Below are 13,331 nucleotides of genomic sequence, written 5' to 3'. Positions count from 1 at the left end.
GCCTTTGGCCGTAAGATTCACCCCTGCCCCACTTTAGGCGAAGCGCACCGATGAATCGAAACGACCTGCGTCGTGTAGACCTCAACCTGCTGATCGTGTTCGAAACGCTGATGCATGAGCGCAGTGTGACCCGCGCCGCGGAAAAACTGTTCCTCGGCCAGCCGGCCATCAGCGCGGCCCTGTCGCGCCTGCGCAACCTGTTCGACGACCCGCTGTTCGTGCGCACCGGCCGCAGCATGGAGCCGTCGGCACGGGCCCACGAGATCTTCGCCTTGCTGTCCCCGGCGCTGGATTCGATTTCCACTGCGGTCAGCCGCGCTGCCGAATTCGACCCCGCCACCAGCAATGCGGTGTTCCGCATCGGCCTGTCGGACGACGCCGAGTTCGCCCTGCTGCCCCAACTGCTCAAACGCATCCGCGCCGAAGCGCCCGGCATCGTGCTGGTGGTGCGACGCGTCAACTACCTGCTGATGCCAACCCTGCTGGCCTCGGGGGAAATCTCGGTGGGGGTCAGCTACACCAGCGACCTGCCGGCCAACGCCAAGCGCAAGGTGCTGCGCCGCAGCATGCCAAAGCTGCTGCGCGCCGACAGCGTGCCCGGCGGTATCACCCTGGACGACTTCTGCGCGCGGCCGCATGCGCTGGTGTCGTTTGCCGGCGACCTGTCCGGCTTCATCGACGAAGCCCTGGAAGAACTTGGCCGCAAGCGCCATGTGGTGCTGGCGGTGCCGCAGTTCAACGGGCTGGGGAGCTTGCTGGCGGGGACGGACATCGTGGCTACCGTGCCGGACTACACCGCCGATGTGCTGACGGCGGCAGGTGGGTTGCGGGCCGAGGACTTGCCCATACCCGTGCGCAGTTTCGAACTGCACATGGCCTGGCGCGGGGCGCAGGACAACGACCCGGCGGAGCGGTGGTTGCGGTCGCGGATACAGATGTTCTTCGGGGATCCCGATAGCCTTTAACCAATCTCTGCACCGAAAGCCACAACTCAGTGCGAGACCACTTCCACTGGCGGGAACTTGTATCCGCCACCTTGTACCGCTTTGCTTGGGCCGTACAACCTCAAAACGATGTAGGCATCCTTTTCCGGAATCGGCAGGTAATTGGGGTTGCTCTCGTCACCCTTGGCGCTCAGCTCGAGGGTGTATTCACCCTTGTCATCCGGTTTGAGGGTGCGGTCACCGCGGCTGTGGCGGTTGATGGCGTTGTGGGCCATCAGGCGGTTGTCTGAAGCGTAGACCGTGAAAGACCAGAACTGGCTGACTTCAGGCGCCTTGAAATGCAGGGTGTAGGACTTGCCATTGGCACCATTGATCGGCTTGCCGTCGGCAGCGGTCTCGGTGCGCAGGTAGATACTTTCATCCGGTGGCAGCCCCCACTGGCCGATGTAGGTACCTTCGGCAAACAGGTCACGGGGCCCGTCACCCAACTGCTCGCGGGTGCCCAGCAGCTTGCCGGCGTCGGTCATCTTCGGCGCAAGTTCCTTGATGTGCTTCATGCCCAGCTCTTCACCCTTCTTCGCGGCCGCCAGCTGCTCCTTGGTGAATTTCTCCTTGCAGGGTTCGACGCCGACTGACGTGTACTGGTCGAGCCATTTCTTGTCGGCCTGGCCCATGTTGCCGTCGCACAGTACGAAGTTCACCCGCTGTAGCCAATTGGTCTTGGCCGGGTCGGGGTACGTGCGTTGCTTGGCTTTTGGGCCGGGTTCGCCCAGGTAGGCTGAAAGCGTACGGACGTTCCAGTCGTCCATGTAGGCAAGCGCCTTCTTCTGGTCTTCAGGCCCGGTGGACATGATCCTGCCCATCAGTTTCACCAGGTTGGACTCGACACGGATCACTTCGGTGACGCTGTCTGGCACCGTGCCCTTCCACTGGGGTGAGGCGAACATGAAGTGACCGCCCTTGGTGTCCCGCGTGCGGGAGCCGATCATGGACGTCGTGTAATGGCCCATGTCCATGGTGTGCAGTATCCAGTAACGACCTTTTTCCATGTCCGGAACGCTGACGATCACCGGTTCTGCGGCGATGTCCAGCCAGCCCATCAAGTGCAGCGTGTCATTGTTGATAGTGGGGTGGTCGACGTAGGTGTCATCGGCCAGGTGGCGGATGTTCTGGAAGCGATTGAGCGGCGTGTTGGTCTTGACTGCCGTCTCATAGAAGAACTTGTAGGCCTCGTCCATGGAGTAGCCATAGATGTAGGCGTCTTCCGCCAGTTTGTCGGGGATCTGTGCGAAGGCCGGCACAGCAAGCGAAAGCAGGGCTGCTCCAAGCACCATGGGTTTCATCAAGTCTCCTTGGGCCAGCTGACCAGCCCCTGTCGTAGAGTTTGCGAACGCTCAGGGCGTTACCCGTTCGAAGTCGGGCAACTTGAAGGTTTTGTTGTTGAACGCCTCGGTAGGGCCGTAGAACCGCATCGCCGGCAAGGGGCGCTTGCCCGAGGTGGGAATCCAGTTGGCTTCCTCGCCCTGCGGGGCCGTCGGCCCGACATAGATCGTCACGCTGCCATCGGAATTCTTCTTCATCTTGTCGACATCGAACGACGACAGCGTGGTGCGGTTGCTGTCGCTGTAGATGAACGAGAAAGTAGCGCGGTCATAGACGGTCAGCGCCCAGAACTGCTTCACCGGCATGTCCTTGGGCACATCGAGCTTGTAGAGCTGGCCGGCTTCCAGCGGTTTGCCTTCCTTGTCGGCCATCGCCATCTGGTACGACGTCGCCGGCGAGGCGCTGAGGACTTTAGGCATGTAGGTGCACCAGAAGTACTCCGCTGCCCGTTCGAGCAAGTCGATGCGATCTTCGTAGATGAACGTGAACGTGTGGTTGGCGTCAGGCTGTAACAGCGAGACGTAGTGCCGATCCGGCCAGTACACGCGCTTGGCCATCTCGGTGTCGAACCATTGCTGGAGGAAGAACCAGGCATCGATCGCGGCCTGGTGCATGGCCTTTTTGGCGGTTTCGTCCGGTGCGAAAGGTTTGCCTTTGACGATGCCCAGGGACGACAGCATGCCCATCATGACCTTGTCGTGATCGCGCACCGGCTCCACGCTCATGATCGCATGCATGTCTTCAAAGTGACGTTCATCGTAGAACGGCAGCGTCGGGTAGCGTTCATGGGCGGGGTCGATGAACTTCTGCTGCGGTGGTGATTTGGCTTCTGCCAGGTAGTACATGCGCAGGCGCTTGGCATATTCGTAGGCGTCCTTGGCTGTCTTGCCAGCGGGCGGCACCGAGCGAAACGCCAGGGCGATACGGTAGTTGGGCGAGGCCACGTGAATATAGCCCTTGGGTACTTCACCTTTGTAATCAGGTGCCGTGAACAGGTACTTGCCACCTTTGCCTTTGTCGAGCCCTGCCGGGCCTACGTCGGCGATGGTGAGTTGCCAGGCATCCACCACCTGGCCATATAGGCTGCCGTCCGCAGAGGCTGCCGGTATTTCCAGCACCACCGGGCCTTTGCGCAGGTCCGTGTAGGCCGCGATGTAAGGCGTGGTGCTGTTGGCAGTAATGGCTTCAAGTTGTGGTGTAGCCGTTGCCGAATAGGCAATGATGTCATTGTCCTTGTAGCCGAGATCCTTCTCCGCAGCACGGCGGAAGGAGTAGATGGCAATCGCCGGCATATTCCAGAGGATGGCTTCGAACGCACGCTGGTACTTGATCTGGTAATCAAAGTCCTTGACCGAAGGGCTGGCCCCCTCTGGGGGTTGTCCTCCCAAGGGCTCAGTAGCTGCCTGCACGGTGACGGCAGTACAAGCGGCAATCGCCATGGCTAGCAGGCGAGGCTTCAAACAGATAACCATCCGAGTCATCACCCCTTCTCTGGCATCCATGAACGTCTCCTTGGGCAAGAAACACATTCGGCAGCACGTGGGCCCACTGCCATGCAACATGCCAGTTCACCAAACTTGAGGCAGTGTAGATGAGGTTTCTGTACAGCTTGGGCGAACGCCAACCATGCACCATGCGCATTTGCCGACATGCATTGCTCCCCCAACGATTGCACGCATACTCATGAAGGTCTGCCGGACTGTCGTTTAGAGAGGATGCGAACATGATCGACAGGGTCCTGAGCGCGCTACGTGACAACCCTGAGATTGCCGTATTTCTCGCCATTGCCCTGGGCATCCTGCTCGGCCGCGTGAAACTGGGCAGTTTTCATCTGGGCTCGGTCGCCGGTGCGTTACTGATGGGGTTGCTGATCGGTCAGATCGGCCTGCAGGTGCCCCACGAACTGAAATCCGTGTTCTTTGCCCTGTTCATCTATGCGGTGGGTTTCAAAAGCGGGCCGGAATTCTTCGGCAGCCTCAACCGTGGCACGTTCAAGCTGGTCCTTCTTTCGCTGGTGCTTTGCGGCACCGCCCTGGCGGTGATATTGGCAATGAACGCCCTGTACGGCTTCGATGCAGGCTTTACCGCAGGCCTGGGTGCGGGTGCCCTGACGGACACGGCGATCATGGGCACGGCCAGTAGTGCCATCGCCCAGTTGCCGCTGGACGCTGCGGCCAAGGCCGCACTCAACAGCCATATGGCGGTGGCTTATGCGATCACATATGTATTCGGCACCGTCGGGCTGATCGTCTTCATCGGAAGCCTGGCGCCACGCCTGCTCGGCGTGGAATTGCGCAGCAGCGCACAGGACCTGGAGCGCGAACTGGGCATCGAGCGCAACGAAGACGCCATCAGCATCCCCTATACCCGTATTGTCGTGCGCGCCCACCGGCTCATGACCGCTCAGGCACCCGGCATGCGTATTGCCGATGTGGAGGCACTGCACCCGGCGTTAAGCATCGAACGCGTCACCCGTGCCGGGCAACACCTGGAGCGAGACCCGGCTTTGATGCTTGAACGTGGCGACATACTGGGCATATATGCCCTGCGCGATGCCGTGAGCGGCCTGCATGACTGGATAGGGCCGGAAGTGGACCATCCGCAAAGCCTGTCATTCCCCACCCGCAGCGCCGACATCGTGCTGACCAACCGCCGCCTGGCCGGGCGAACCCTGCATCAGGTCAAGGCAGCACTCACCGGTACCGAGCGCATGGGCTGCTTCCTGACCGGCATCACCCGTCAAGGCCTGCCCCTGCCCCTTTTGCCAGAAACCATTCTGCGCCGCGGCGATGTCATCAGCCTCACCGGACGCGCCAGCAGTGTCGACGCATTGGCCGCGCAGCTTGGTCGGGTCCGCCACCCCAGCTACCGCAGCGACATTGCCATCCATGCCCTGGGCCTGGTTGCCGGTTCACTGGCTGGGCTGCTGTCTACGCATATCGGCATGATCCCGGTGGAACTCGGTATCGGTGGTGGCGTGCTGCTGGCCGGGCTCCTGATCGGCTGGTACAACTCACGACATCCCGAACTCGGCGCCCTGCCACCCGCAGCGCAATGGGCGTTTTCCGAGTTCGGCCTCACCGCCTTCGGCGCAGTGGTAGGCTTGCTGGCGGGGCCTGCGGCACTGACGGCGGTAAAAGAACAAGGCCTTGCGCTGTTGCTGGCAGGCGCACTGGTAACCCTCATTCCGCCGCTGGTCACGCTCTACTTTGGCCGCTATGTGTTGCGCCTGCACCCGATGATCCTGTTTGGCGCCCTGGCCGGTGCGCAGACCGAAGCGGCATCGATGAACAAAATCATCGAGCAGTCCGGAAGCAATACCCCAGTCATCGGCTTCACCGTCTGCTATGCCGTCTCCAATGTGCTGCTCGCCGTGTGCGGGCCCATCATCATTGCCTTTGCCTGACGCCTCGGCTTGCCAGTTTAGGGGTGTCGTCTAAAGTACTCATTCACGGCGCCAGCAGCTGCTTCTCATTCAAAATGTGAAATTGTCGTGAAAAGAGAGTGCCCGGCGCCTGCCGCCTGATTTCAACATGGCTACCCTGCTTCTACTACGCCTCAACGTTCGCTGGCAGTTGCCATAACCGGTACAGCGCTTCAGTCACAAGGAGCGTCTGATGGAATCGGTGTACTTTCTGCGTCGCTCCGTCGCCATGCTTCTTTGCATGGCATGTTGGTTCGGCACCCCGGCCTGGGCCGGTGGCATTCTGATTTATGAAGCCGGCCAGGAGGGCAATGGCATGGCCAACGCAGGCTCCGCTGCACTGGCCAATGACCCCAGCGTACTGATGAGCAACCCGGCGGGCATTACCCGGCTCAAGGGCACGCAAATAAGTGCCAACGCCCAAGTCATTCTCGGCGACCTGCGTTTTTCCCGCGACAGTGGTAACCAGTTCGACGGCAACGAAGGCGGCAACGCCTTGCAATACCTGCCCGGCACCAGCTTGTTCATCAGCCATCAGCTCGACGAGCGTTCGGCCATCGGCTTCGGCATGTACGGCAACTTTGGCCTGGCGCTGGACTACGACGATGACTGGGCCGGCCGCTACTTCACCCAGGAAGCCGCAGTGATCGGCGTTTCGATGCAACCGACCTGGGCCTACAAGTTCACCGATGACCTGTCCATCGGTGTAGGGCCGCGCATCATGGTCGGCTACTACCGAACCGAAATGGCCATCAACAATAACCTGCTGGGGCTGGCCGACCGCCCCGACGGACAGCTGGAGTACAAGGACACTGACGTCGGTGTAGGCGTCAACCTGGGCCTCTTGTATCAGGTTGACTCCCGCACCCGCGTAGGCCTGGCCTACACCAGCAAGGTCAAACTCGAGTTCGAGGATAAACCGCACCTCAAGGACATCAACAACCCATTGCTCAACGTCGCCCTGCGCCGTCTCGATGTGGATTCGCTCGAGCTTGACCTCAATGTGCCGCAGACCGTGACCTTCAGTGTCGCCCAACAGCTTGACGAGCAGTGGACCCTGCTCGGCAGCCTCAACTGGCAGGACTGGAGCGACTTCGGCGATGTCGGCGTGGAGGTCGACAGCAACGCTGGCGGCACCAGCCGCACCGTTGACCGCAAATACAAGGACACCTGGCATGCCTCTGTGGGCGCACAGTACCAGGCCACACGGCAATGGCGCTGGAGCGTTGGCCTGGGGTACGACAGCTCGGCAGTGGATGACAAGGACCGTACGGTCGACAACCCCATGGGCGAGGCCTGGCGGCTGGCTGCCGGGGTCAACTACCAGGTCGACGAAGGGCTGGACCTGCACCTGGCCTACACCCTGGTGTGGCTGGGCGACATGGACGTCGAGCAGACCAAGGCACGCTCTGGCAGCACGCTGTCGGGCAGCTATGACAATAGCGCCCTGCACATCGTCGGCGGTGGCGCCACCTGGCGCTTCTGAGGCACCCGCCACTGCAGGAACCGATCATTGCAAAAAAGGAGAGGCTGCATGAACACCAAGACATTGGCTGCATCGCTGTGCCTTGCAACCCTCATGCTGCAGGGGTGCGCCAGCAAATACGTGGAATCCGACCAGTACTCGGGCTTCCTCAAAGACTACAGCGTACTCAAGGAAGGCACCTCACCATCCGGTGCACCGGTGATGCGCTGGATAAAGCCAGGGGTCGATGCCAAACGCTATACCAGCGTCTATATCGAGCCCAGCCAGCTCTACCCCAAGCCACAGCCAACCGAAAAGGTACCGCAGTCGACCCTGCAGGGCATCACCCAGTACTACGACCAGACGCTGAAGAACCACTTCTCCCAGGTCTTGCCGCTGGCTACCGGTCCTGGCCCGGGCGTGCTGGTGGTGCGCCCGGCGATTACTGCCGTGAGCGCCCAGACCAAAAGCCTGCGCCCCTATGAGGTCATCCCGATTGCATTGATTGCCGCCGGCGTCAGCACGGCCACCGGTATTCGTGACCAGGACACCAGCATCGCCACTGAAGCCGCGTTCATCGACGCGAGCAGCAACCAAGTGGTTGCCGAGGTGGTGCGCAAGGGTGCTGGAACCGAACTGGAAAACTCATCCCAGGTCATGCAGGCAAAAGATGCAAAGGCCGTACTCGATGGCTGGGCCAAGGACATGGTCAGCTCCTTCCAGGCCTTGAGGAAATAGGCCACTTCCCTTGGGCGCCGGGCGCGCCTGCACTGGAGTGTGCGGGTTGGCCACCCGACAACTGACGAGGCGCGATTCCATGGACAGCATTCGCGGTAGCGCGTTACTGCACTATGACCAGTTACTGGCCGAGCACGGTGCCGTGCAGCGGGACTTTCTGGCCCCGCTTCACATTGCTCCGGATGTAGTCGGCAACTACGGCAAGCGCATGCCCTACCTGAGCCTGGTGCAATTATTCGAAGGCAGCGCACATGCCTTGAGCCTGCCACGCTTTGGCCTTGAGCTAGCGTTGCGCCAGGGCTCGACCCTGGTCGGCCCTTTACGCCACCTGGCCAACTCCGCGCCCACTGTCGGCCACGCCCTGGTGGCCGTGATCCGTTACATGCGTCATTACAGCCCAGCCATCCACTTTCGCCTGGAGCACCGCGCAGGCCAGGCGATGCTGTATTTCGACAACGGCCTGCCGGGGTCCGACCAGACGCCGCAAATTGTCGAGAAATCAGTAATGGGCGCGCGGCTGCTGATCGGCGAGCTACGCGGCACGCCTCTGCGGCCACGGGTGGTGACCTTGCGCCATGCCGCACTGGGTGATACCTCGGGCTACACCCGCTACTTCGGTTGCCCGGTCCTCTTCGGACAGACCCACAACTGCCTGATGCTGGGCGCTGAGGTACTGCAGGAAGCCTGCGTCCATCAGGACCCCGACCTGCACGCCATTATCCGCCACTTCCTGGAAAACCAGGCCATTCCTTGCGACAGCCTGCTGGCCTCGTTGGAACGCAAGATCCAGATGCTGCTGCCCGCCCAGCGTTGCACCCTGGAGCAAGTGGCGCTGGCCTTGAACATGAATTCACGCACCTTGCAACGGCACCTGGCCGGCGACGGTATCGAATTCGAAGCTTACCTGGACGGTATCCGCCGGCGCCAGGCACAACAAATGCTGCGCAAGACCACCCTGTCCGTCGGGCAAATCGCCAATGAACTGGGCTATCGCCGTACCACCTCGTTCTGCCGGGCCCATTTGCGCTGGTTCGACATCACGCCGCTGGAGCACCGACGCCTGTACGGCGACCCGGTAATTGCTGCACTGTGAACAGTACTCAGCCCCCCTTGTCCTCGCCGCCCGGTTCCCGGGCTGGCGCAGCAAACCATTTGTCCCGAGGCACCCACTTCTCCTGCGCCGGGTCCCCCAGGTAGTGCGGCGACATGATTTGCACCCCGTACTCGTTGAACACGTCCTGGATGTTGGCGTGCAACAGGCTCAGCAACTCCGCACGCGGCCTTGGCGCGGTGGGTACTGCCTGGGCCACCAGGCGGTACTCAGGGTAGAAGTCCGAGAGCCCGGTCTGGAACACCTGTGGCTTGGGGTTTTCCAGAATGCCCTCGGTGCGGTGGGCCGCTTCCACCAACATCGCTTCAACCTGGCGCCAGGGCGTGTCATAGCCGATGGTGACCACCGTATCGACGATATACCCCTGGCCCTGCACCACGCGTGAATAGTTGCGCGTCACTGACCCGGTAATCATCGAGTTGGGCAACGTCAGGACCTCGCCCAGGCCGGTGCGGATGGTGGTGTTGAACATGCCAACTTCGGTCACCGTACCTTCGTTATCACCTACCCGCACGTATTCGCCAGCCTTCAATGTGCGCGAATAAGTCAGGATCAGCCCCGCCGCCGCCTGCCCCACCACGCTGGAGGCCCCCAGCGAAATCATCAAGCCCAGCAGCACCGAAAGCCCTTTGAAGGCATCGGTGCCAGAGCCCGGCAGGTAGGGGTATGCCATCACCAGGGCAAACAGCCAGATCGCCAGTGAGGTGAGCCGTGTGGTGGGCTGCAGGGTTTCTTCGGTCAGCCACTTCAACGTGCCCGGGCGGGCCATGCGCTCCAGCATGCGCCGGCTGAAACCACTGATGCCACGGGCAATGAAGAAGATCATGATGGCCACGGCAATGCCGGGGATGGCGTGCAGGATGCCGTCCAGCAGGTAACGCAGCAGGTCGAGCAGGTGTACGTTGAGGCTCTCACCCCATGGCCGGGTATAAGGGAATTGCGACAGCACAAAACTCAACCACTGGTAGCTGAGCAGCAGGACGATCGCCCAGTACATCAGCCGCAGCAGCCGATCGATCAGGAAGTACACGTACTGCATGTCGAACAACGGTAGTTGGCCTACCTTGATCTGCCTGGCACGTTCTCGCATCAATTGCGGCAGGCGGCCACGCAACCTGCGCCGGCCCAGGTTGGCCCCCTTGATCAGTACCACGAAAACCAGCGTGGCAATGGCGGAAAACCCCAGTGCCTTCAACAAAAAACGCAGGCTGCGCGCCTCGCCGGTTTCATCCACGACCTGGCGCAACGTGGCGGCGGCCTGCTCGGCCGCTTCCCGGGTGTCGCCACCCTCCACGCCCAGGTCCTGGGGCGCGACGATGAACGCCCGACGCCCGCCCAGCAGCACCAGATGGCTGTTGACGATCGAATCGATACGGACTTGCAGTTCGTCGGTACCGCGCAATGCCTCCTCGATAACCGCCGTGGCCCGCTGCATGCGTGCGGCCGGGGTTTCACCGAGCAAGGTGGCGTGGAAAGTGAAAATGCTGCGGTTGGCAATGCGCAATTCCGCGGGCTCAGCCGGTACGCCATCGGTCGCGCTGCCCACCGCGTCCTTGCCATGCCCCGTCAGCGGCAGCAAGGCACACAACACCAACAGCGCAGTCAAAAGACGGTTCATTGCACACTCCCTTGCCGATAGTCCTGTAGTGATAGCACAGGCTTCACCGGTCGGCGCCGGCGCCCAGGAACCAGCGATAGTACGGGTTACCGCCATCGCTGCGGGCCAGCTCCCGCGCCTCCCGCGCCCAAGCCTGGCGGTTACCGTTGTAGGCATGCAGGCTGAGGCTGTAAAAAAGCGCCAGGCTACGCCACTGGTCATGCACGGCACTGGCAAAAGCAGGGGTTGCACCTTGTAGCGGGGGGGCACTGCGCAGTGCCAGTAAAGCGGGCAGCACGCGGGTGATTTCCCGCGGGCGCACCCACGGCGCGTATTCGATGCGTGGCTGATCGTCGGTCACTGGCAATGCATCGCCGACGTAGTGCTCAAGCCCGGCGCGGTCGGTAACCCAGGTGGCCAGCAAGGCCTCAGGCGAAGCGACACCCACCTCGGCCAGCGTCTCGGCCACGGCCGCTTGCGCCAGCCGCTGGCGGATACGTGGTACGTCCAGCTGCATTGGCTGCAATGAACCAATCAGCAGCATTTCGTGGAACTCGGTGGTCCATAGCGTGGCGTGGGGGAAGACATCGATGAAGCTGCGCACCAGCGAGCGGCTGTCTTCGTCATTCTGGGTCGGCAAAGGCAGCCACTGTGCAACCAGGCCGGCGGGTTGCAAGCGGGCGGCGGCCAGCAGGTAAAAGTTGCGCGAGTACAGGTTGACCACACCGGCCGCCGAGGGTGGTGGTGGCTCCAGGGTGATCAGGTCATAACGCTCCTCACTGCGCAGCAGTTCACGACGACCATCGCGCAGGCGAATGTCCAGGCGCGGGTCTACCACCGCCGCATAATTGCCGTTGAAGCGCGGTGCTGCCTGCAAGACTTCAGGCAGCAGTTCGGCCACTACCGGGCGCTCCAGCCCCGGATAGCGCAGCATGGCCCCAGCGGTAATCCCCGTGCCAAAGCCTATCACCAATGCAGAGCGGGGCTCGCCGTTGTGGATCAGCAATGGCAGCAGGGCCTGCAAGCGCATGTAACGCAGCGACGGCATGGCGTCGCCGGTATTGGATACACCCTGGATGTAAAGACGGTTGAAGGTTTGCCCCTGGCGCCCCTGGGTAACAACTGCCACCGTGCCGCCCTTGCCTTCATGGTAGTAGGTGAGTACCCCGTTGCGTGCGCCTGGCAGCAACTCGGCCAAGCGCTGCGGCGGTGTCAACAGCACCACCAGCACGGTTGCAGGTGCCACCAGGCACACGGCCAGCGCAGCCGGGCGGCGCACACCCTGGCCCCGCCACACTGCCAGCAGGCCTACCAGCACGGCCAGCCCGGCAAGTACCCCCAAGGCACGTACCAGGCCCAATTGTGGCACCAGCACGAACCCCGTCAGCAGCACGCCGACGATGCCGCCCAAGGTGTTCAGCGCCACCACCGCGCCCACATCCCTCCCCACATGCCCGCTGTCCACCACCAAGCGCAAGGCCAGCGGGAATGCAGCCCCCAGCAATGTAGTGGGGAGCAATACCATGTACGCGGCCGCCACCGCAAAGCGCGCGCACATGCCAGCCAGTTCACTGCCGGTCAAGTACAGGGCGAACAGTTCGGCCTGCGTCTGGGCTTGCACAAGCCAGCGCCCCAGCCCGGCGAGCTGCAACAGGGCAAGCAGCCCTGCAATGGCAACCAACAGCCCAAACAACCCCCAAGGGTCGCGTATACGGTCAGCACGCCTGGCATACAGCGCACTACCGGCCAGCAGGCCGGCCAGGTAGGTGGCCAACACCACGGCAAAGGCATAGGTCCGGGTACTCATGAAGGGCACGATCGACTGGCTCCAGACCACCTCATAGCCCAGTGCCACACCACCGGCAATGCAATACAGCCCGATGGCCAGGCGTGCCTGCGGCGAGCGCGGTGCCGATGAGGTATTGGCCAGCGGCGGCAGGCCCACCTCTCGCCGGCATGACAGCCACGCACCTAATGCCGCCAGCAGGTTCAGGCTGGCTGCCGCGCAGGCGCTGCCGGTGACGCCAAGGCGCGGCAGCAGTATGAAGGCTGCCGATAGCGTGCCAGCGATCGCGCCAGCGGTATTTGCTGCATACAAGCGCCCGCCCGCCTCTGCCAACTGCCCGGTGACAGGCGCCAGCGCCCGCACCAGCACCGGCAAGGTGCCGCCCATGAGCAACGCAGGCACACCCACCAGCACAAAGGGCAGTGCCCAGGCCAGCAGGCCGGCACTGGCCTCCAGGCGGGCGAACGCCCCAGCGGCATGGGCCAGGCCAAAGGTGGCGCCGAGCCCCAGCAGCGCTACGCCAAGCTCAAGGTAAACGTACAGGCGTACCGGGCGTTGCAGGCGGTCGGCCCAGCGCCCGAACAGCAGGCCGCCCAAGGCAAGCCCGGCAAAAAAGGCACTGATACCAGTAGCGACGGCATGCACTTCCACGCCCACGACCAATGACAGCTGCTTGATCCACAGCACTTGATAGACGAGGCCGGCAGCGCCGGAAAGAAACAGCAACGTGGCAGGTAATGCGAGCAGCAGACGAGCGTGGGTACGAGGCTCACGGGAAACAGCGGAGGATGCTGCAGGTAATGCCATGAGTGAGCGCCTGTGCATGCGATTAGAGATCCAGGGGCGGGCAAGCCCGCCCCGGCGGTCATGGCACTACAGTGTA

General features: G+C 62.3%; 9 protein-coding genes. 5 read left to right on the top strand and 4 right to left on the bottom strand.

What is annotated here, in order from left to right:
• Positions 1 to 50: 50 nt before the first annotated feature.
• Positions 51 to 965 carry a LysR family transcriptional regulator gene (locus tag ABOC32_RS15920; RefSeq protein ID WP_016500054.1) on the top strand — a complete coding sequence of 305 codons (915 nt, stop codon included), beginning with the start codon at positions 51 to 53 and terminating at the stop codon, positions 963 to 965.
• A 26-nt stretch (positions 966 to 991) separates the two neighbouring features.
• Here ABOC32_RS15920 and ABOC32_RS15915 read toward each other — a convergent pair whose 3' ends face one another.
• Positions 992 to 2,287 carry a DUF1254 domain-containing protein gene (locus tag ABOC32_RS15915; RefSeq protein WP_426807897.1) on the bottom strand — a complete coding sequence of 432 codons (1,296 nt, stop codon included), beginning with the start codon at positions 2,285 to 2,287 and terminating at the stop codon, positions 992 to 994.
• A 51-nt stretch (positions 2,288 to 2,338) separates the two neighbouring features.
• Positions 2,339 to 3,829 carry a DUF1254 domain-containing protein gene (locus ABOC32_RS15910; RefSeq protein WP_426807896.1) on the bottom strand — a complete coding sequence of 497 codons (1,491 nt, stop codon included), beginning with the start codon at positions 3,827 to 3,829 and terminating at the stop codon, positions 2,339 to 2,341.
• A 221-nt stretch (positions 3,830 to 4,050) separates the two neighbouring features.
• Between ABOC32_RS15910 and aspT the strand changes: the two genes are divergently transcribed.
• The 4 genes from aspT (at position 4,051) to ABOC32_RS15890 (ending at position 9,047) form a co-directional block, all read left to right on the top strand.
• Positions 4,051 to 5,733: an aspartate-alanine antiporter gene (gene aspT, locus ABOC32_RS15905; RefSeq protein ID WP_426807895.1), complete on the top strand. Its 1,683-nt coding sequence runs from the start codon at positions 4,051 to 4,053 to the stop codon at positions 5,731 to 5,733.
• Between the two features lie 247 nt (positions 5,734 to 5,980).
• Positions 5,981 to 7,237, top strand: a complete 1,257-nt coding sequence (locus ABOC32_RS15900; RefSeq protein WP_426811613.1) for an OmpP1/FadL family transporter — start codon at positions 5,981 to 5,983, stop codon at positions 7,235 to 7,237.
• Between the two features lie 48 nt (positions 7,238 to 7,285).
• Positions 7,286 to 7,954, top strand: a complete 669-nt coding sequence (locus ABOC32_RS15895) for a DUF3313 domain-containing protein (protein WP_426807894.1) — start codon at positions 7,286 to 7,288, stop codon at positions 7,952 to 7,954.
• 79 nt (positions 7,955 to 8,033) lie between these two features.
• A complete protein-coding gene (locus ABOC32_RS15890; RefSeq protein ID WP_426807893.1) occupies positions 8,034 to 9,047 on the top strand; it encodes an AraC family transcriptional regulator ligand-binding domain-containing protein in 1,014 nt (337 codons plus the stop codon).
• Positions 9,048 to 9,054: 7 nt separating this feature from the next.
• Here ABOC32_RS15890 and ABOC32_RS15885 read toward each other — a convergent pair whose 3' ends face one another.
• Together ABOC32_RS15885 and ABOC32_RS15880 are read right to left on the bottom strand one after the other, a co-directional pair.
• A complete protein-coding gene (locus ABOC32_RS15885) occupies positions 9,055 to 10,683 on the bottom strand; it encodes a mechanosensitive ion channel family protein (RefSeq protein WP_426807892.1) in 1,629 nt (542 codons plus the stop codon).
• 43 nt (positions 10,684 to 10,726) lie between these two features.
• Positions 10,727 to 13,255 (bottom strand): fused MFS/spermidine synthase, encoded by a 2,529-nt coding sequence (locus tag ABOC32_RS15880; RefSeq protein ID WP_426807891.1) that lies wholly within the window; start codon positions 13,253 to 13,255, stop codon positions 10,727 to 10,729.
• Between the last annotated feature and the right edge of the window lie 76 nt (positions 13,256 to 13,331).

The sequence above is a fragment of the Pseudomonas sp. WOUb67 genome, assembly GCF_050058005.1.
GTDB classification, from domain to species: domain Bacteria; phylum Pseudomonadota; class Gammaproteobacteria; order Pseudomonadales; family Pseudomonadaceae; genus Aquipseudomonas; species Aquipseudomonas putida_R.
Note: the sequence above shows the minus strand (reverse complement) of the source record. Positions and strands in the feature narration are given on the sequence as shown.